Below are 20620 nucleotides of genomic sequence, written 5' to 3'. Positions count from 1 at the left end.
CGACCATTATTTGGTACGCATACGGAGCGCCCGTCCGCAGGCTACGAGCCACGTCCCGTGATGGTCTCGCGCGAGACCCGCGGCAACTCCCGGCCGCGGCGCGCCTCGCTGCCCCGGCTGGCTTCCAGGGGTGCCTCCGGCCCCCTGAGACACCCCTGACAACCAGCCACCCACCGGGAGGCGCGCCCCGCCGCGCCCCGGCTGGCGGTGACGGCTGCCTCCGGCCCCTCGAAGCAGCCGTAGGCACCAGCCGGGATCGGGGGGCGGGCCGCGGCCGAGGGGATCTCTTTCGGCGCGGACCCATCCGGTGGGCGCCCGTCTGCGTAGTGATGGCCGAGACCAGGGGCGCAGGAGGAACGATGACCGAGGTTCCGGCCGAAAATCCGCAGACCGACCCAGATCGGGCGGTCCGCTACGCCACAGGTGTCCAGCCGGTGCCGGGCGGCATCCCCGCTCCCGCGCCGGTGGCGGCCGATCAGGCCGCACTCGACCAGGCCGCTTTCGACCAGGCCGCGCTCGATCAGGTCGCGCGCGATCGGGCCGCTTTCGATCAGGCCGCGCGCGATGAGGTCGCGCGCGATCGGGCCGCTTTTGATCAGGCTGCCGCGGCGGATCAAGCTGCCGCGGCGGATCAAGCTGCCGCGGCGGATCCGGCCGCTGTGGCGGGACAGGGCGCTGTGGCGGGACCGGGCGCTGTGGCGGGACCGGCTGCTGTGGCCGAGGGCGGGCCTGCCGCTGCCACCGCGCGGCCCACACTGCCGATGCCCGATCCGGCGGCGCCGGGTGTCAGTGAGGTCGAGCGGACGTCCGCGTGGCCGGCGCCGGAACCCGTGGACTTCGCCGAGGAGGACACCGATCCGACCGGGTTCACACCGGTCAAGGGCATCGCCTACCCGCCGGCCAGTGATCCGTTCGACGATCCCGGGTTCACGTCGGCGTATCCGCTGCCCGGCTGGAGCGCTCCGCCGGACCTCGAGCCCCTCCCGATCGCGGCCCGGCGGCGCAAACCGCTGCTGATAGCCGCCGGCGCGGTCGCGCTGGCCGGACTGGTCGCGGCGTTCCTGCTGGTACCCCGCGCCGCGAAGCCGACCCCGGAGGCGGCCGCCGCCACGGCGCGGCCCACCACCGAGCCGGCCGTCGAGCCGACCGCGGACAACGGCGGTGCCGAGCCGACCGGGGACGCCGGCCCGACCGAGGGCGCCGGGCCGAACGCCACCGGGCCGCTGACCGGGGCCCGGAACGGCCTCGACGCCGCCTCCTTCGACCTGGTCGACAGCGCCACCCTGGTCCAGCTCAGCGCCGCCGACCTCGGCGACGACCTGTTCCGGGTCAGTACCGCGTCGGACAGCGGCCTGACCCCGTCGGTCGACCAGGACGGTGACGCGGTCAAGCTGCGCCTGCGCTCGGACGGCAGCGGCGGCTCGGCCGCCGTGACGATCACGCTGAACTCGGCGGTCCGCTGGACCCTGCGGGTGGACGGCGGGGTCGCGCACAGCCGGATCGACCTGACCGGCGCCGACCTCGCCGCCGTCGACCTGAACGGCGGCGCCAGCCGGATCGACCTGACCCTGCCGGAGCCGCACGGGCTGATGCCGGTCCGGATGACCGGTGGCGTCGACCAGTTCCTCGTGAACCTGGCCGGGTCGACCCCGGTCCGGGTCCGGGTGCAGTCCGGCGCCGGCCAGGTCACCCTGGACGGCTCGACGCACAAGGGCATCGCACCGGGCCGCTCGTTCACCGCGAACGGCTGGGCCGCCGGCGAGGCCGGCGTCGACCTCCTGGCCGTCGCGGGCATGTCCGCCCTCACCGTCACCAACTGACCCGGCTGGTTGTCAGGGGTGCCTCACACCCCCGGAGACACCCCTGACAACCAGCCCCACCCACCGGGCAGCGACCCGCCCGCCCAGGACACCGGCTGGTGCTCAGGGGTGCTTCGCACCGGCTGAGGCACCCCTGGGAGCCAGCCGAGGCCGGGAGGCGCGCTGCGGTCGGGAGGGGTAGCGGTCTTGCGGTGGCCTCACGGGCGGGACTCGGCTTGTAGCCTGCGGGCGGGCGCTCCCTATTCGTACCAAATAGGGGTTAAGGGGCGGCGGCCTCGAGGGGCGCGGCGGACATCAGGCGGCCGCATTCCTCGGCCGGCAGTGGCTTGGCCATGAAGAAGCCCTGGCCGTAGCGGTAGCCCATCTCGCGCAGGCGATCCAGCTGCTCCTGGCTCTCGATGCCCTCGGCGACCGCCTTGAGCTGCAGATATTCCGCGAGCTGGGCGACCGCGGCGGCGACCGCGAGGCGGCCCCGGTCGGTGCCGTCGGCGATGCCGTCGACGAACGACTTGTCCAGTTTGAGGACGTCGACCGGGAACGCGCGGAGCAGGCTGAGCGAGGACTGCCCGGTGCCGAAGTCGTCGAGGGCCAGCTTGACACCCATCTCGTGCAGCGACTGCAGGGTCTCGCGGACCTGCCAGCCGTCGACCACCGACGACTCGGTGACCTCGAGGATCAGGTTCTGCGAGGTCAGCCCGGTCTCGCTGAGCACGGCGGCGACCTCGTCGACGAAGCCGGCCTCGCGCAGCTGGCGGACCGCGACGTTCACGTTGATCGCCTCGACCGCGCCCGCGCCGTGTTCGGAGCGCCAGCGGGACAGCTGCGAGCAGGCCTCGCGCAGCACCCACGCGCCGAGCGGGACGATCAGGCCGGAGCGTTCGGCGACCGGGATGAAGTCGCCGGGCGAGACGAACCCGCGGGTCGGGTGCTGCCAGCGGACCAGCGCCTCGGCTCCGTGCAACCGGCCGGTGAACAGGTCGAACACCGGCTGGTAGACCAGGCGCAGCTCGCCCCGGACGATCGCGTCGTGCAACTCGCCGGCCAGCCGCGCGTGGTGGGCCATGTCCTGGCGCATCTGCGGCTCGAACCGGACCCAGGACGCCTTGCCGGACTCCTTGGCGGCGTACATCGCGATGTCCGCGTTGCGCTGCACCTCGTCGGCGGTCTCGCCGGCCGCGGCGACCGCGATGCCGGCGCTGGCGTGCAGCAGCAACTGCTGGTCACCGAGCCGGAACGGCTCACCGAGGCCGGCCAGCAGCCGGGCCGCGGCCGCCTCGACCTCGGCCGGGTCGTCACTGGGCAGCAGGACGGCGAACTCGTCGCCGCCGAGCCGGGTGGGCAGCTCGCCGGGCTTGCAGTGCTCGCGGAGGCGCTGCGCCACGTGGTAGAGCAGCTGGTCACCGGCGGCCGGCCCGAGCGTGTCGTTGATCATCTTGAAGTCGTCGACGTCGATCAGCAGCGCGGTGGCCGGCTGGAACAGGTCGATCCGTTCGCCGAGCGCGACCGCGAACCGGGTGCGGTTCGGCAGCCCGGTCAGGTTGTCGGTGAGCGCGAGCCGTTCCAGCTCGGCCTGCTGGGTGCGGATGCCGCGCAGCGCGTCGTTGTTCTCCCGCAGGCTGAGCAGCTGACGGGCGACCACGAAACCGGCGATCAGCACCGCCCCGATGATCACGGTGCGCTGCCGGCCGGTCATGTCCTGGGCGCTGACCGTGATCACCAGGACCGCGGTCGCGGTGACCGCGGCGAACGGCAGCAGGTTGAAGAGCGAACGGCGAACCGCCCCGCTGGCCGGCTGCGGCGGGGCGCCGAGCGCGCGGCGCTGCAGGTGGGCGGCGACCGCCAGGGACACGCCGACCAGCGGCAGGGCCATCACGGACAGCACCAGGCGGCCCTGCTCGGCGCCGGCGATCAGCAGGGTGCTGCCGGCCGCGTCGACGAGCGGCGCGACGGCCAGCACCCGCAGCGAGGTCGGGTGCACGGCGCTGACCGGTGCGGCGGCCGCCTTGCCGATCACCACGAGCAGCAGCACGCCGCTGACCCCGACCACCGCGGCCGCCACCCGGGCGACCAGCGAGGTGCCGGGCGGGGCCAGGTCGAGGACGACGTACCAGAAGATCAGGGTGCTGGCCACGGCGACGGTGGCGCCGTCGAGCAGCGCGCGGGCCCAGCCGATCGTGGTGCGCTCGCCGATCGGCAGGCGCAGGAACGCGGCCATCAGGGTCCCGATGCCGACCAGCATCGGGACGCCGACGTACGGCGACAGGCCGGTGTTGTTGTTCGCCCGCAGCAGCGAGACGACCGAGGCGACGAAGAGGCAGACCGCCGCGAACTGCAGCTGCCGCCAGAACGAGCGGACCGGCCGGGGCAGCCGCGGCACCGCGCCGAGCCGGGCACAGGCGAGGACCGCGGCGCCCATCGCGAGCGGACCGCCGGCGAACCCCAGGTACAGGTCGGCCGGGTCGCCGAACACGAGCCACACCACCACCGCGAGGGCGGCGGCGCAGGCGACCACGGCAGGCGCGAACCCGCCGGATCGTGGCCGGTCACCGGCGGTCTCGCGTGCGCTCATGGCTCTCGTACGGCTCCCTTGCCTACCTGCTGCCTTGATGGCTTTACCGTCGGCGGGACCCGGTGGAACCTGAGGCAAACCCTTTTCAGCGCTGAAGAGCGGCGGACACCACCCCGCGGGCCTCCTCCTGGATCCGGGCCAGGTGGTCGGCGCCGTGGAACGACTCCGCATAGATCTTGTAGACGTCCTCGGTGCCGGACGGGCGGGCGGCGAACCAGCCGTTGGCGGTCACCACCTTGAGGCCGCCGATCGCCGCGCCGTTGCCGGGCGCGCTGGTCAGCACCGCGGTGATCGGGTCGCCGGCCAGTTCCTTCGCGGTCACCTGATCCGGCGACAGCTTGCCGAGGACCGCCTTCTCCTCGCGGCTGGCCGGCGCGTCGATCCGGGCGTAGGCCGGGCTGCCGAAGCGCGAGGTGAGCGCCGCGTAGTGCTCGCTCGGCGTCGTGCCGGTGACCGCGATGATCTCGGAGGCCAGCAGGTCGAGCAGGATGCCGTCCTTGTCGGTGCTCCACACCTGGCCGTCGCGGCGCAGGAACGAGGCGCCGGCGCTCTCCTCGCCGCCGAAGCCGATCGACGCGTCGAGCAGGCCGGGCACGAACCACTTGAAGCCGACCGGCACCTCGTCGAGGCGGCGGCCCAGGTCGGCGGCGACCCGGTCGATCATCGAGGAGGAGACCAGGGTCTTGCCGATGCCGGCGGTGTCCGGCCAGCCGGTCCGGTTCCGGAACAGGTAGTCGATGGCGACCGCGAGGTAGTGGTTCGGGTTCATCAGGCCGCCGTCCGGCGTCACGATGCCGTGCCGGTCGGCGTCGGCGTCGTTGCCGGTGGCGATCTGGAAACGGTCCTTCTGCGCGATCAGGGACGCCATCGCGTACGGCGACGAGCAGTCCATCCGGATCTTCCCGTCCCAGTCCAGGGTCATGAAACCGAACGTCGGGTCGACAACCGGGTTCACCACGGTCAGGTCCAGCCCGTGCCGCTGGGCGATCTCCCCCCAGTACGCGACGCTGGCCCCGCCGAGCGGGTCGGCCCCGATCCGCACCCCGGCGGCGCGGATCGCCTCGAGGTCGATCACGGACGGCAGGTCGTCGACGTAGGTGGCCAGGAAGTCGTACCCGGAGACGGTGGCCGACTCGCGGGCCCGCGGCGCGCTCACCCGGCGGACGTCCTTGAGCCCGGCCGCGATCAGCGCGTTCGCCCGGTCCTGGATCCACTTGGTGGCGTCGGTGTCGGCCGGGCCGCCGTTCGGCGGGTTGTACTTGAACCCGCCGTCGTCCGGTGGGTTGTGCGACGGGGTGACCACCACGCCGTCGGCCTTGTGCTTGGTCGACGAACGGTTGTAGCGCAGGATCGCGTGCGAGACCGCCGGGGTCGGCGTGTACCCGTCCCGGCTGTCGATCAGCACGGTGACGTCGTTGGCGGCGAACACCTCCAGCGCGGTCACCTGGGCCGGCTCGCTGAGTGCGTGGGTGTCCCGGCCCAGGAAGAGCGGGCCGTGGGTGCCCTGCTCACGGCGGTATTCGACGATCGCCTGGCTGGTCGCCGCGATGTGGTCCTCGTTGAACGCGGTCCGCATGCTCGAACCGCGGTGGCCGGAGGTGCCGAACGCGACCCGCTGCCCGGCCTCGGCCGGATCCGGGTGCTCGGTGTAATAGCGGGAGACGACCTTCGGCACGTCGATCAGATCGGACGGCTCGGCGGGCCGACCGGCACGGGAATGGACGGACATGAGGCCTCCTCGGGGTGTGTTCGGATGGTATCCAGCGGACGGTCTCTTGAACCTTTCCGCACCCCCATCCGAACTATCCTGCGTGACCGGGAAACTTCCGCGCCTGTTCTTGCTGCTCCTCGTGGCGCTGGGAGCCCTTCTGGCGGCTCCGGACCCGGCTCTTGCGCACGCCGCCACGGTCGGTTCGACCCCGGCGCCGGGCAGCGTGGTGGGCGCCTCGCCGACCGAGATCACCGTGATGTTCAGCGAGTCGATCACCCCGGTCAGCGGCCGGGTGCAGGTGATCGCGCCGGACGGCGAACGGATCTCCGGCCTGGCCGTGGCCCGTGGCGCGGTGCTGCACATCCCGGTCCGCGCGGCGAAACGGCCGCTCGGGACGTACCTGATCAGCTTCCGGGTGATCTCCGCGGACAGTCACCCGGTGGGCGGCGCGATCACGTTCTCGGTCGGCGCGCCGTCGGCGCGACCCGAGGCCGCCACCACCACCGGGACCCATCCGTCGGTCCGGATCGCTGTCCCCACATTCAAATTCCTCGGGTACGCGGGGATCACCCTCGCGGTCGGCCCGGCAATGTTCCTGGCGCTGCTCTGGCCGCGCCGCCGCTCCCGCACCGGGGCGATCCGGCTGGTCCGGATCGGGCTGGGGCTGACCGCTGTCGCGACGCTGGGCGCGCTCGGCACACAGGCCCAGCAGGGCAGCGGCGCCGCGCTCTGGCAGGTCTCCGCGGTCGAGCTGGGTGAGGTGGCCAGAAGTCAGTTCGGGCTCACCCTGCTGGCCAGGTTGGGTGTGCTTCTCCTGCTCGCCGTGCTCCTGCCTGCGGTTGTGAAAGGTGCGGCCGGCCGCTCTCAAGGCGCTGCCGTCATCCTGCTCGGTTTCGCCGGCCTGGCCACCTGGCCGCTCACCGGGCACGCCATCGCCGCTCCGCTCCCCGCCGTGACGGTCACCGTCGGCGTCGTGCACCTGGCCGCCATGGCGATCTGGCTGGGCGGCCTGGTCACCCTGGCCGGGTTCCTGCTGCGCGGCACCGACCGCCGGGTGCTCGGCGTGATCCTGCCGGTCTGGTCCCGCTGGGCCGCCCTGTCGGTGATCTGGCTGGCGATGGCCGGCACCGTGCAGGCCGTGGTGCAGGTCGGCACGCCGGCCGCGCTGGTGCAGACCGGGTACGGCCGCCTGCTGCTCGCCAAGCTCGGCGTGCTGGTCCTGGTGCTGGCCGCCGCGGCCGGCGCGCGCCGGTTCGTCCGGACGTCGAACGCCGGGAACGGGTTGCGCCGCACGGTCGGCATCGAGGTGCTGGCGACCGTGGTGATCCTGGCGATGAGCGCGGTGCTGGTGCAGGTCGACCCGGGCCGCACCGCCGGGGCCAAGGACGGCGCGGTCACCGGTGTCGGCGTCTCCGAGACGCTGACCTGCCCGCTCTACACGCTGCAGTTCAACATCTACCCGGTCGAGCTGGGCGAGTACAACACCGTGCACGCGTTCCTCTACACCCCGGAGGGCAAGCCGCTGCCGCCCGCGGAGTGGGAGGTCAGCACCCAGCTGGTCGGCCAGGGCCTGGAGGCGGTGAAGGAGCCGCTGCTCGGGTTGAACCCGCCGCACCACGCGCTCGGCTCGATCGCGTTCCCGCTGCCCGGGACGTACGAGGTGGCCTTCACCATCCGGGTCGACGACCTGAACCGGGCCACCGTGAAGACCACGGTGACCGTGCCGCCTACGTCGTGAGCTGGGGCGCCACCTCGGCCGCGATCAGGTCCAGGTGGTCCAGGTCGGTCTGGTCGATGATCTGGAGATAGGCGCGGGTCATCCCGAGCTCGGCGTACCGCCCGAGCTGGTCGGCGACCTGCGCGGGCGAGCCGACCAGGGCGTGCTCGCGCAGGTGGGCGGCGTCCTTGCCGTAGGCGGTGAGCCGCCGCTCGACCTCGGCGTCGGTGCTGCCGACGATGGTGGCGTGCGCCATCGAGAGGGTGAGCGTCGCCGGGTCCCGGCCGATCGCGGTGCAGGCGGCGCGGACCCGGTCGTAGAGGGCCGCGGTCTCCTCGACCGAGGTGAACGGCGCGTTGAACTCGGCGGCGTACTCCGCGGTCAGCGCCGGGGTGCGCGCCTTGCCCTTGCCCCCGATGATCACCGGCGGGTGCGGGTGCTGCGCCGGCTTCGGCAGGCCCGGCGAGTCGGTGACCTGGTAGTGCTGCCCGGTGAAGGTGTACTTCTCCCCCACCGGCACCTCCCACAGCCCGGTGATCATCTCGAGCTGCTCCTCGAGCCGCTCGAAGCGGGTCACGGTGTCCGGGAAGTCCAGCCCGAACGCCCGGTGCTCGGCCTCGAACCAGCCCGCGCCGAGGCCCAGCTCGACCCGGCCGCCGCTCATCAGGTCGACCTGGGCGACGGTCAGCGCGAGCACCGCCGGGTCGCGGAAGGTGGCCGAGCTGACCAGGGTGCCGAGCCTGATCCGGCGGGTCTCCCGGGCCAGTCCGGCCAGGGTGATCCAGGAGTCGGTCGGGCCGGGCAGGCCGTCGCTCCAGTCGGTCTGGGCCAGGTAGTGATCCGAGCGGAAGAACGCGTCGAAGCCGCACTCCTCGGCTCGGCGCGCCAGCGCCAGCTGGTGGTCGTAGGAGTTACCCTCCTGCGGTTCCGTGAAGATTCGCAGCTGCATCCGGTAACCCTATTCAGGCCGCGGTTTCCGCGCGGACCGCGGTGACGGCAACCGATGTGTACGCCATCACGAAACTCCCGCCCAGCTCGTCGATCACCGCGCCGACCGCCCCGGTGAGCTCGGCGAGTTGCTCCGCGGGCAGCCGGGTCAGCGCCCCCGAGGTCGGCATCTGGTCCAGATACTCGTCCCGGGTGTACGTCCGCTCCCAGTCCACGTGCCACTGCTCCGGCTCGCCGAAGCCGCCCGCCGCGCGGATCCCGTCCGCCGCCCGGGTCAGGATCGGCTGGTACCCGTCCAGCGCCGAGCCGGCCGGCACCGCACCGAGCTGGAACGGCGAGTCCGGCAGCAGCCGCCGGTAGACCGCACCCACCGCGGCCGTCACCTCGTCCGGCAGCCGGAACGCGTGCCAGAACGGCGCGAGCCGCCCACCCGGCCGCAGCACCCCGGCCGCCTTCGCCGCGCCGGCCACCGGGTCGATCCAGTGCCACGCAGTCCCCGCCGTGACCAGGTCGAACCGCCGCCCGGCCGGCTCCCACTCCTCGAACGTGGCGACCTCGACGTCCAGGCCGGCGCCGCGGGCGAACGCGGCCATCCGCGGGTCCGGCTCGACGCCGAGCACGGTGCACCCGGCCGCCTGGAGCTGCCGGGACTCGATGCCGGTGCCGCAGCCGGGATTCAGCACCGCCCGGCCGGGTGTGGCCGCCAGGATCCGGTCGAGCAGCTCGGCGGGGTAGGGCGGGCGGGTCCGGTCATACCGCTCGGGATCGACGCCGAACGACTCGGCGGCCTGGCGCAGCTGATGGATCTCCGGCTGAGTGGGCATGCGCCCACTCTAATGGGCAAGCGCCCACTCGGGAACCCGGTAAATTGACCGGGCGGCCCGCACGCCAGGCCGCGGGACTCGAGACCCGGCCGCGCCGCCAGGGGCTCGGCCGCGGGCCGGAGCGGGTCAGCGCAGAAGGGAACGCCGGTGCCGACAGGGGTTGCCCTCCGTGACGTCCGCCGTCAGCTGTTCGAGGCCGCCGACCGGATCCTGCTGCGGGACGGGCCGAGCGGGCTGACCAGCCGGGCGGTGACCACCGAGGCCGGCTGCGCCAAGGGTGTGCTGCACCGGCACTTCGACGACTTCGACGCGTTCCTGGCCGACTACGTGCTGGACCGGGTGGAACGGCTCGCCCCGGAGGCGGCCGCGTTGCGCTCGGCGGCCGGCAGCGGCACCGTGGCCGGGAACCTGACCGCCGCCCTGATCGCGGTGTTCGGCTCGGTGGCGGTGGCGATCGTCGCGCTGATCACGTTCCGCGACGAGCTGCGGGCCCGGCTCCGGCACACCTGGCCGGCCGGGGTGCCGGTGCTGACCGAAGCGGCCGAGATGATCGCCGGGTACCTGGCCGCCGAGCGCGAGCGGGGCCGCGTCCCGGCCGGTGCCGACGTGGACACGCTCGCCGCCATGCTGATCGGAACCGGCCACCTGCTCTTCGCCGACCGGACCGGGGCCCGGCCGGACGAGGAGGCGGTGGGCCGCATGGTCAGCTCGGTGCTGAACTCAGGCGGCCGCCTCGGATGAGCAGGTAGCCGATCATCCAGAACTCGCCGATCGAGGCCGGGACGGCCAGCAGGCCGGTCAGGACCGTGGTGTCGGCGGCCAGGTGGGCCACGAACGCGCTGAGGACGTAACCGGCGCCGCCGGCGATCAGGAGCAGGCCGAGGGCGCGGGGCATCACCGTGGTGCGCAGGGTCAGCAGGCCCATCGGGATCAGCCACAGGCCGAAGAACAGGCCGCCGAGCGTCCAGGCGGTGCCGTTCAGCTCGTACAGCGGAAGGCCCGCCAGCGTGCCGCCGGCCCGGACCACCGTGAGCGCGGTCGCCGAGAAGATCGTGGCGATCAGCACGACGATCGCGTTGACCAGGCCGAACGCGGCGATCGAGGCGGCCGCGAGGTCACCGGCCGGGCGGAACAGCCGGAAGAAGCAGAGCGCCGCGAGGGCCTGGGTGAGCACCACGCCGACGTCGGCCGCGACGCCGAGACCGGCCAGCGTCGGATGGGCGAGCAGGTTCGCGGTGGTCGCGGCCGCGTCGCCGGCGACATGCAGCCGGCTCTGAATGATCAGGTGGCCCAGCAGTCCGAAAACGGCCAGACCGAGATAGGAGAGGCCCGCCGCTTTCGCGTACGAGATGTCAGGCTTCGTCATACTGAAATACCTCGTCCAAGGGTTGCCGGAAGATCCGGGCGATCTGGAAGGCCAGCTCCAGCGAGGGTGAGTAACGACCCTGCTCGATGGCGATCACGGTCTGCCGGGTCACGCCCAGCTCGCGGGCGAGATCGGCCTGGGTCATCCCACCGGCGCCGGCGCGCAGGGCCCGGATCCGGTTGGTGACCTTCGTGGGTTTCGGGGCCATCAGAAGCCCCGTCGGTAGAGCCGCAGCTTGACGACCGCCTCGGCGATCGTGGCGGCCAGACTGCAGAGGAACACCGCGTTGCCGATCCAGAAGCCGTCCACGTCCTTCGACGCCAGGATCAGCGCGACGCCCAGACCCACACCCATGAACGGAAGCGCGAAGCGGCCACCGCGCCGGTCGATCTCCTGGTCCCGCACGTCGACGGTGACGCCGTCCGGCTCGCAGTCGTCGCGGCCGCGGAACCCGACGATCACCTCGGCCACCACCACGGCGAGAACGGTGCCCACCACGCCGCCGAACATCGACCAGAACATCGGCGCGACCCAGGAGACGTCCGCGGCCGGGGTGTGCAGCAGCTCCGGCACGATCCGCACGTAGTAGACCGCCGAGGCCAGCGTGATCGCGATCAGGCCGGCCCAGACGTGGCGCTCCTCCCGCGTGGTGCGCAGCGGTTCGTCGTCGTCCATGACCCTCTCCCCCAGTCGACCTGTCCCGAAGTCAAAAATGTTTGACATGACGAAGGTAGGCCCTTCCTGGGCGGGAAGTCAAACATCTTTGACATCTTCGGCCGGCCGGGCGCCTGGGGCAGCGGGTCGCGCCAGGGCCGCGGCCGCTCGGCGGTTAGTCTCGCGGCGTGCTGATCCTGCTGCCGCCGTCCGAGGGGAAGACCCCCGCCACCACCGGTTCTCCGGTGGATCCGACCCAGCTGTGGCTGCCCGAGCTGGGCGCCGCCCGCACCCGGGTGCTGAACAAACTGGTGGCGATGTGCCGGCGCGGCAGCGCGCGCTCGGTGGCCGACTCGCTCGCGGTGCTCGGGCTCAGCGAGGGCCAGCGCGGGGAGATCGCCCGGAACGCGGAACTTCCCGAGGCGCCCGCCGGGCCGGCCGGCGCGGTGTACACCGGCGTGCTCTACGAGGCCCTCGACGCCGGGACGCTCGACGACGACGCGCGCACGTGGCTGCACGGGTCGGCCGTGGTGTTCTCCGGGCTGTGGGGCGTGGTGCGGCTCGGTGACCTGATCCCGGCGTACCGGTGCTCGGTGGGCGTGTCGTTGCCCGCGCCGGTCGGTGGGCTCACCGCGTACTGGAAGAAGAATTTGCGAAAGGCGCTCGATCCGGCAGCGGCCGGCGGACCCGTTCTCGACCTGCGGTCCGGCGCCTATGCGGCGATGTGGGCGCCGCCGGCGGAGTCAGCGGATCGGGTGGCGGCGCTGCGGGTGCTGCACGAGCGCGTGGTCGGGGGCGTGGCGAAGCGGTCGGTGGTGAGCCACTTCAACAAGGCGACCAAGGGACGGCTGGTGCGGGCGCTGGCGGCCGAAAGCGCGAAGCCGGAGAGCGTGGACGAGCTGGTCAGCGCGCTGCGCGACCTGAAGTTCACCGTCGAGGAGCGACCGGTCGCGGCCGGCCGGCCCCGCCAGCTCGACGTCGTCGTCGCGGAACTCTAGCGGCTGGTGCTCAGGGGTGCCTCGCTGCGCGTCAGGCACCCCTGAGAGCCGGCCGATGACTACTGCGCGGCGAGGATGTCGACGACGAAGCGGAGATCACCTTTCCCGTACGCGAGCGCGGACGGCACGTCCATCTGGATCCGGCTGCCCACCTTCTGCCCCGGGATGCCCTGGTCCCAGCCCTTGATCAGCTGACCCGCGCCGATCACCGAGGTGAACGGCTCGTTGCGGCTCCAGGAGGAGTCGATCACGGCGCCGCCGGTGAACGGGATCAGCTTGTAGTTGAAGGTGACCGTCTGACCGGAGGAGACCACCGGGCCGGTCCCCTTCACCAGCTCGGTGATGACCAGCTTGGTGAGCGGGCCACCGGTGCCCGCCTTGACGTCCGGCTCCTTCTGCAGCTCCGGCGACAGCCCGTCCGTGCCGGTCGCGGCGGCCGGAGCGGACGTGGCCGGCTCGGTGACGACCGGCGCCGACGGCGGCAACGCCTCCTGGGTCGCGGCCGCGTTCGTCGCGGTGGGCTGCTTGTCGTCGTCACCGGAACGGACCACGAAGAACACGATCGCCAGGACGACGAAGACGAGCGCCCCGGCCACCCCGCCCATGATCGCCTGACTGCGACGTTTGCTCGCCGCGGCGGACTGGTCACTCATGCGTCATGCTCCTCGATGATCAGATCGGAAACTCCGGACACCGTACTCGGAGCCGGGAGGAATGCCGCGAAGAACCTCCGCCGAATCGCCGATGGGGATGATCAACCGTATGGGCCGTACCCGCACCCGCCCTTCACCCCTCGCGAAGAAGATGAGATCGTTTCACCCGCCCTCGTCCGATAACCCGGCTCGCCCCCTGGAGAATCGTTGCGCCGTCGTCGACGCCCCGAGGTGCCGGACGTGCTGTTGAAGCCCGGCATGCCACGCTGGCGGGAACACCTCGGCCCCGCCGTGGTGATCCTGATCGGCGTTCTCGTCGTGGTCGCCGTCGGCCTGATCATCAAGGCCAACCGCCCGGACGGGAAGCCCGACACCGCCCAGGTGATCGGCGCGGTCACCGAACCACCTGTCGACCAGGTGCCGATCCCGCTGCCCAGCCCGTCCGTCTCGACGAGTCCCGCGCCGGTGAACTCGATCGTCATCGAGTCCGGCCCGGTGCCGGACCGGGTCGACCTGGACGACGAGGGCACGATCGACTGGGTGCACTGGGGCGAGCTGGGGCCGTACTCGCTGGAACGCTCGGCCAAGGGTGGCTTCGCGATCCTCGAGGGCACCCCGAGTGCGCCCCGGCAGCGGCACACGCTCAGCCCACAACGGTTCACCTGGACCGGCGGCACCCCGGCGGCCGGCAACAGCGGCGCCACCAGCGGGATCCGCACCTGCGGGGCGGACAACGGCTTCACCCTCTCGGCGCCGGCCACCACCGATCTGCACACCCTGCGGCTCTATCTGGGCGCGTCCGGCGCGCAGGGTCTGCTGACCCTGAAGCTCACCACCGGCGGCACGACCGTCACCACCCGGCTCACCCAGCGCGGTACCTCGCTGGCGACCAAGCAATACACGGTCGACTACCGGGCCACCGGTCCTGGCAAGATCTCCATTGAGTGGATCACCGAGAAGTCGTTCGACACGGACTGCGGTGGAGTAGCGCTGCAGGCCGCGACTCTCGAATAGGCACGTTCATTGACGTACCGGTGCGTGGCACGACCGCCACCGGGAAAGGGGAACAGGGTGTTCGCGGGCTGGGGATCGCGGGTCGCCCGCCTCCGCTGGCCGGTGCTGATCGTCACGTTGGTGACGGTGCTCAGCGCCGGTGTCTGGGGGATGGGCGTTTTCGGACAGCTCACCGAGGGGGGCTACAACGATCCCGCGAGCGAGTCGGCGCGGGCCGCCGACGTGGTCGCCGAGGCGATCGGTGGCCAGGGCGGTGACGTCATCGCCATCTACACCCCGGTCGCGGGCACCACGATCAACGACGCGGCGCTGGGCAAGCGGATCCGGGATCGACTGGCGTCGCTGCCGAAGAGCTCGGTCACGGCGGTCGTGTCGTACTGGGACGCCAAGAACGCGGCTTACGCCGCGAAGGACAAATCCAGCGCGGTTGCGGTGATCACGCTGGCCGGCGAGGACGACGCGGACAAGACTGACGCGTACGACGCGGTACAGGCCCGATTCGCGCTCGACGGCGCCACCGTGCAACTGGCCGGCGGCATCCCGCTCACGCACACCTCGAACAAGCGCTCCACCGACGACCTCGGATCGGCCGAGCTGATCTCGCTGCCGATCGTGCTGATCCTGCTGCTGTTCATCTTCGGCTCGCTGGTGGCCGCGTCCCTGCCGGTGCTGGTCGGTGGCGCCGCGGTGCTCGGCTCGCTCGGCGTGCTGCACGCGGTCGCGCTGACCCACGAGGTCAACTCGTTCGCGGTGAACGTGGCGAGCCTGCTCGGGCTCGGCATGGCGATCGACTACGGGCTGTTCATGGTGGGCCGGTTCCGCGAGGAGCAGGCCGCCGGGCACGACCCGGACGAGGCGGTACGGCGTACCGTGGCGACCGCCGGGCGTACCGTGCTCTTCTCGGCGACCCTGCTGATGACCGCCCTGGCCGGCCTGCTCCTCTTCCCGCAGGGTTTCCTCAAGTCCCTGGCGTACGGCGGCCTCGCCGCCGTCTTCTTCGCCATGCTGCTCTCGCTCACCCTGCTCCCGGCGGTCCTGGCGATCCTCGGCCCGCGGGTCGACAAGCTCCCGATCCGGCTCCCCGGCCGGCGCGGCGGCTCCGAGGACGGTGGTGGCTGGCAGCGGCTCGCCGGGTTCGTGCTGCGCCGCCCGATCGTCGTGGTGGTCCCGATCCTGGCCGGCCTGATCGTGCTGGCGCTGCCGATCGCGAACGTCCGGTTCGGCGAGAACGACGAGCGGGTGCTGCCCGCCAGCGACCCGTCCCGGATCGCGGTGGAGACGCTCAAGGCGTCGTACCCGCAGTTCAGCAGCGACGGCGTGCAGGTCGTGGTGCGGGGTGAGGCTCCTGGCTTCGCCGCGCAGCTCGCCAAGATTCCCGGGGTGGCCTCGGTCAGCCCGGGCGGCGCCGCCGAGGACGTCACCGTCTTCAACGCGGCGCTGACCAGCACCGACGCGTTCAGCTCGACGGCCCGCCAGGTGGTCGACGACATCCGCGCGCTGCAGCCACCGGACGGCGGCCAGATCCTGGTCGGCGGTGTCACGGCCCGCAACGTGGACAGCCTCGAGGCGATCGGCGACAAACTGCCGCTGATGATCGGCCTGCTGGCCGGCGCCACCCTGCTGCTGATGTTCTTCGCCTTCGGCTCGATCCTGCTGCCGATCAAGGCGGTGGTGATGAGCGCTCTCAGCCTCAGCGCCACGTTCGGCCTGCTGGTCTGGTTGTTCCAGGAGGGCCACCTGTCCGGCCTGCTGAACGTCACCCCGGCGCCGCTGGAAGCCGGGATCGTGGTGCTGATGGCGGCCGTGGTGTTCGGCCTGTCCACCGACTACGAGGTGTTCCTGCTGTCCCGGATGGTCGAGGCCCGGGCCAAGGGCGCGACCACCGAGGAGGCGGTCACCACCGGCCTGACCCGGACCGGCCGGGTGATCAGCGCGGCGGCGCTGCTGCTGATCGTGGTGACCGGCGCGTTCGCGCTGTCGACGGTGACGACGATGCGCTTCGTGGGCGTCGGCATGATCATCGCGTTGGTCCTGGACGCGACGGTGGTCCGGATGCTGCTGGTGCCGGCGGTGCTGGCTCTGCTGGGGAACGCGGCGTGGTGGGCTCCGGGGCCGCTGCGACGACTGCAGGAGCGGGTGGGGCTGGCGGAGCACGCGGGGGAGGAATCGCTGGCTGTCGCTTCCGCGGCCCCGGCTCTGCCCTCGGCCGCGGTCTCGCCCGCCGTCTCGTCTGCGATCTCGCCCGCCGTCTCGTCCGCGATCTCGTCCGCCGTCTTGTCCGCTGTCTCGTCCCCCGGCGCGGTCTCGTCCTCCGGGGTCGGGGCGGAGACCGAGATCCTGGATTACTCGGCCGTGGCGGCGCATACGGCCGGAGGGAGCTCGTTCGCCGGGGCAGATGAGGCCACGACGCTGCTGCCGATCATCGAGCCCAGCGAAGATTCCCTGGTCACGGCTCCGGACGAGACCTCGATCATCGTCTGGGGCGATGAGACCGCACCGTCCGACGGGATCGCTGCCGACTCCGGCTCCAGGACCGCTGCCGACTCTGACTCCAGCCTCGCTGCCGCTGCCGGCTCCGGCCTCGCTTCCGCTGCCGGCTCCGGGGAGTCCGGGGGCATCGGCTCGTCGACCGACGGCAGCTCGACCGAGGCGGACGGCGACGCCGCAGCCGTCGAGGGTGGGGCCGACCGCACTCAGATCCTTCCCATCATCTCGGACGCATCCATCGGAGCGGGCGCGGAGGTTCCGGCTGTCCCGGCAGATGCCGAGGGTGGTCCGGCGCCGCTCGATTCCCTCAGCGAGAACGATGCTCCGGCTCCGGCCGACGATGCCACGCAGGTCATGCCGATCATCTCCAGCCGGGAGAAGCCTGCCCCCACCGCCGACCCGGATGATGCGGCGCCTTCCGACATCACGTTCCGGGCCTCGGCCGGTGACGAACCGTCCGGCACCAGTCCGCTGGTCACCACCGACGATGAGGTGACACCGGTCAGCGCCAGTCCCCTGGCCACCACCGAGGACGAAGCGGGCCTGTTCGGCGCTGATCCGTTGACCACCGCCGGGGACGAGGCGCCGCGCATCAGTGCCGATTCCGCGGAACCCGCCGACGATGCCGCCAACCTGTCCGGGCCTCTGCCCATCGCCTCCGGCGACGGGCAGGCGGGCAGCTCCGTGCCTGCCGGGCTCGGGGCCGAGGACCGCACTCAGGCTCTTCCGATCTACTCGGAGGGTTCCGCGCCGAGCGTGCCCGGGATCGAACCCGCGCCCGGCGAGGAGGTGCCTCCGCTGTTCAGCGAAGCCGCCTCGGCGCACGCCTTCAACCGGCTCACCGAGGGGATGCCCACTCCGCTCTTCAGCGAGACGGCGGCCGCACACGGTTCCCCGCTCGAGGAGACCGGGCCGCTCGCAGCCCGGACCGGCTCGGCCACCGATGTCTCGTTCGAGGATGGTTCCCCGGTCTCGGCCGCTCAGGACACGCCGACCGCCCCGGCCGAGGACTTCTCGGTGGCGCACGCTCCCGGCAGCGAGGACGCGAACACCGAGGCACCAGCGGACGATTCCGCAGAGGTGAATGCCGAGCCGACTCCGGAACCCCGTTCGGACGCGACTTCAGAACCGCCTTCGGAGCCGCTCGACAGCGACGCACTCTGGGCCCGGGTCGAGGCCACCCTGGCCGCCGGCGCCGAGGCGGTCGCCGCCGACCCGCCCGGGACCCGGCAGGCCGCCGACGTTTCCTCGCCGGAGACGCCGTCGCTCACCGAAGCGTCATCACCTGCGGAGGAGTCATCGTCCGCAGGGGGCCAGGCGCTCTCCCCCGAGCCCGATCCGCTTGCCCCGGCGGACGAAGACCGCCAGGCCGACCCGGTCGCCTCGGCGGACGAGGACCTTCAAGCCGACCCGCTTGCCCCGGCGGACGAAGACCGCCAGGCCGACCCGCTTGCCCCGGCGGACGAAGGCCTCCAGGCCGACCCGGTTGCCGTGGCGGACGCGTCCGACCCCGCAGATGAGGCTGCTCGCACCGCTGAGACGGACGCTGCGGCCCGGCGGGGCCCTGTCGACCAGCCGGACCCCGAGGACGCTGCGGGACAGGCTGTACCGGCGGATCAGGCCGTTGCCGCGGACCAGGCGGCCGCGGCGGATCATGTGGTTGCGGCAGATCAGGTGGTTGCGGCGGATCAGGTGGTTGCGGCGGCCCACGCCGCCGAGGACGAGGCGGCTGACGCAGACCACGTGGTCGCTGCGGACCAGGATGCTTCGGCCGGACTGACGGATCGGGACGAAACGGCAGCTGAGGACGTCCGGGCTGCGGACGAGCCGGTGGCTGTGGTCCCGATGGCTGCGGTCCCGGTGGCTGACGTTGTTCCGGTCAGTGCGATTCCGGCCGAGGTCGCGGACGCGTTCACCTGGATGTCCGATCCCCGGATCGCCGGTATCGTCGGCAGCGCCGAGGCTCCCGCCGCCACTTCGGGTTCGGACTTCCCCTGGCTCGCCGACGCGGAGACCGAGCCGGCGGCTGCGGCCGACACCACCGCCGGGCAAACCTCCGGCACGGAGCCGTCAGCCGACGACCAGGCACCGGGCACCGACACTGCCGCCGCACTCACCACAGCAGCCACTGACCTCGCCGAACCGGCCGCTGACCTCGACGAACCGGACTCTGACCTCGCAGGGCCAGTCGCTGACCTCGACGAGCCAGTCGCTGACCTCGACGAACCTGTCGCTGACCTCGGCGGACCTGTCGCTGGTCTCGACGAACCTGTCGCCGGTCTCACCGAATCGGTTGTCGGCGAGCAGGCCCGCATCGAGGTCATCCCTGAGCCTGCCACCAGCGAGCAGGCCGGCACGCCGGTTGCTCCGGAACCCGCCGCCGACCGCCTGCCAGCGACCACGGTCGCTGCGGAACCGGCCACTGACCCCCTGACGGCGACCACGGACACTACGGAACCGGCCGCTGACGACCTGCGGATCGACCCGGTCGCCGAGGAGCCGACCGGTGACGCGCTTTCGGCCGGCCTGGTTGTTCAGGATCCGGCCGGCGAAGCCGGCCTGGTGGCAGGTGCCCTTTCGACCGGACCGGCTTCGCCGGAACCGGCCGTCGCCGAGCAACCCGCGGCCCGGCGGCCGCGGACGCTCGATGACTGGCTCGGCGCCAGGTCCACCGAGCCTGCCGGGTCGGACAGTTCGTCGACGCCGGACGTTCCGGCCGAGCGAGCGAGCCGTCCGGCGACCCTTGGCGACTTCCCCGTGCCGGCCCGCCGGCGCGCCGAACCGGCGCCGCTCGAGGAGCCGGCCGCCACGGCGGAATCCACCGGCATCACCGGCGAGCAGCCCGTCACCGCCCCAGTGCCCACCGAGGCCACGGATGAGGTAGCGGCTGAGGACGGCGTGGCGGACGCCGAGGAACAGCCGGTATCGGCCGAGAGCTCTCACTCGCCGGGTCTCGAGACCGACGCCTCCGCATCCGACGAGCGGGCCACTGCTCCGGCGCTGCCCGCCACCGAAGCGCCGACCGCCACGCCCGGCACCACGCCGAGCGAGGAGGAACCCGAACGGGTGGCTTCGCAGGCCGCGGAGAGCGTGCCTGCGGAGGTCGAACCGGAGACGTCACCGGCCGAGCCGGACGACACCGTGGAACGGGCTGAATCGGACGCCGCCCCGATGATTCCCGAGTGGGCCGCTGAGAATGGTGACCACGCCGCGGACGAACCGGATCCGGCCGGTGCCGGGACCCCGGCGGTCGCGCCGGTCAGTGCGCCTGCCTACGGCCGGCGACCACAGACGCTGGGCGACCTCCCGCCGGTCAGTCCGGTGCCGGTCAGCTCCATTCCGGTCAGCTCCGTTCCGGTGAGCTCCGTGCCGGTCAGCTCCGTGCCGGGACGACGGCCGCAGACGCTTGACGAGTGGCTGCACGGAAGCCGCCCGGAGAGCCTCGACGACAACCGCCCGGTCAGCTCCGGCGCACTCCGGCCGCGGAACCTCGACGACCTGCAAGGCGGCGACAACCGCCCGGTCAGCTCGGGCGCACTCCGGCCGCGGAACCTCGACGACCTGCAAGGCGGCGACAACCGCCCGGTCAGCTCGGGCGCACTCCGCCCGCAGACCCTGGACGACTGGATGACCGGGGGAACCCCGCCGGCTCCGGTCCGGCGGCCGGCCACCCTGGCCGACCACGACCGGTCACGCCCGGCGAACGGCGGCCCCACCCGCAGCGGCACACCGAACGAGGGACCGGTCAACGGCGCTCCCGCGTCCGCCGACCGCTCGCAGGACCGGAACGAGGGCCGGGACCCGGTCGCGGAGTGAACCACGAACACCGATGCGCGCCCAGCACCCCTGGGCGCGCATC

General features: G+C 72.4%; 14 protein-coding genes. 6 read left to right on the top strand and 8 right to left on the bottom strand.

Annotated elements, in window-relative coordinates:
- The first annotated feature begins 359 nt into the window (after nt 1-359).
- Nucleotides 360-1820 (top strand): hypothetical protein, encoded by a 1461-nt coding sequence (locus tag ADL15_RS35755; RefSeq protein WP_157441811.1) that lies wholly within the window; start codon nt 360-362, stop codon nt 1818-1820.
- A 259-nt stretch (nt 1821-2079) separates the two neighbouring features.
- On the opposite strand, the gene ADL15_RS35750 is transcribed toward ADL15_RS35755, so the two are convergent.
- The gene (locus tag ADL15_RS35750; protein ID WP_067700644.1) at nt 2080-4389 is read right to left on the bottom strand and encodes a putative bifunctional diguanylate cyclase/phosphodiesterase; all 2310 of its coding nucleotides are present in this window, start codon (nt 4387-4389) and stop codon (nt 2080-2082) included.
- An 85-nt stretch (nt 4390-4474) separates the two neighbouring features.
- Complete coding sequence (pgm, locus tag ADL15_RS35745; RefSeq protein ID WP_067700641.1) at nt 4475-6118, bottom strand: phosphoglucomutase (alpha-D-glucose-1,6-bisphosphate-dependent); 1644 nt, start codon at nt 6116-6118, stop codon at nt 4475-4477.
- 82 nt (nt 6119-6200) lie between these two features.
- On the opposite strand from pgm, the gene ADL15_RS35740 reads away from it, so the two are divergent.
- Complete coding sequence (locus tag ADL15_RS35740) at nt 6201-7838, top strand: copper resistance CopC/CopD family protein (RefSeq protein ID WP_067700639.1); 1638 nt, start codon at nt 6201-6203, stop codon at nt 7836-7838.
- Here the strand turns inward: ADL15_RS35740 and ADL15_RS35735 are convergent.
- Nucleotides 7828-8766, bottom strand: coding sequence for an LLM class F420-dependent oxidoreductase (locus tag ADL15_RS35735; protein WP_067700636.1), 939 nt, complete (start codon nt 8764-8766; stop codon nt 7828-7830). The genes ADL15_RS35740 and ADL15_RS35735 overlap by 11 nt on opposite strands.
- A gap of 13 nt (nt 8767-8779) precedes the next feature.
- Complete coding sequence (locus ADL15_RS35730) at nt 8780-9589, bottom strand: class I SAM-dependent methyltransferase (RefSeq protein WP_067700633.1); 810 nt, start codon at nt 9587-9589, stop codon at nt 8780-8782.
- Nucleotides 9590-9736: 147 nt separating this feature from the next.
- Here ADL15_RS35730 and ADL15_RS35725 point away from each other — a divergent pair, with 147 nt between their 5' ends.
- Nucleotides 9737-10330, top strand: a complete 594-nt coding sequence (locus ADL15_RS35725) for a TetR/AcrR family transcriptional regulator (RefSeq protein ID WP_067700630.1) — start codon at nt 9737-9739, stop codon at nt 10328-10330.
- On the opposite strand, the gene ADL15_RS35720 is transcribed toward ADL15_RS35725, so the two are convergent.
- The 3 genes from ADL15_RS35720 to ADL15_RS35710 are packed head-to-tail and all read right to left on the bottom strand — an operon-like array spanning nt 10293 to nt 11630.
- Entirely contained in the window at nt 10293-10955 is a 663-nt protein-coding gene (locus ADL15_RS35720; protein WP_067700627.1) for a DUF4386 domain-containing protein, read from the bottom strand. The genes ADL15_RS35725 and ADL15_RS35720 overlap by 38 nt on opposite strands.
- Nucleotides 10942-11163, bottom strand: coding sequence for a helix-turn-helix transcriptional regulator (locus ADL15_RS35715; protein ID WP_067700624.1), 222 nt, complete (start codon nt 11161-11163; stop codon nt 10942-10944). The genes ADL15_RS35720 and ADL15_RS35715 overlap by 14 nt, the downstream gene beginning before the upstream one ends.
- Nucleotides 11163-11630 (bottom strand): hypothetical protein, encoded by a 468-nt coding sequence (locus ADL15_RS35710; protein ID WP_067700621.1) that lies wholly within the window; start codon nt 11628-11630, stop codon nt 11163-11165. Before ADL15_RS35710 ends, ADL15_RS35715 begins: the two co-directional genes overlap by 1 nt.
- A gap of 167 nt (nt 11631-11797) precedes the next feature.
- Here ADL15_RS35710 and yaaA point away from each other — a divergent pair, with 167 nt between their 5' ends.
- Nucleotides 11798-12607: a peroxide stress protein YaaA gene (gene yaaA / locus ADL15_RS35705; protein WP_067700619.1), complete on the top strand. Its 810-nt coding sequence runs from the start codon at nt 11798-11800 to the stop codon at nt 12605-12607.
- 59 nt (nt 12608-12666) lie between these two features.
- Here yaaA and ADL15_RS35700 read toward each other — a convergent pair whose 3' ends face one another.
- A complete protein-coding gene (locus ADL15_RS35700; protein ID WP_067700616.1) occupies nt 12667-13260 on the bottom strand; it encodes an FKBP-type peptidyl-prolyl cis-trans isomerase in 594 nt (197 codons plus the stop codon).
- Nucleotides 13261-13500: 240 nt separating this feature from the next.
- On the opposite strand from ADL15_RS35700, the gene ADL15_RS35695 reads away from it, so the two are divergent.
- Complete coding sequence (locus ADL15_RS35695; protein WP_067700700.1) at nt 13501-14274, top strand: hypothetical protein; 774 nt, start codon at nt 13501-13503, stop codon at nt 14272-14274.
- A gap of 57 nt (nt 14275-14331) precedes the next feature.
- Nucleotides 14332-20577, top strand: coding sequence for an MMPL family transporter (locus ADL15_RS55905; RefSeq protein WP_232344757.1), 6246 nt, complete (start codon nt 14332-14334; stop codon nt 20575-20577).
- The last annotated feature ends 43 nt before the right edge of the window (nt 20578-20620 follow it).

The sequence above is a fragment of the Actinoplanes awajinensis subsp. mycoplanecinus genome (genome assembly GCF_001509495.1).
Taxonomy (GTDB): Bacteria; Actinomycetota; Actinomycetes; order Mycobacteriales; family Micromonosporaceae; genus Actinoplanes; species Actinoplanes palleronii.
Note: the sequence above shows the minus strand (reverse complement) of the source record. Positions and strands in the feature narration are given on the sequence as shown.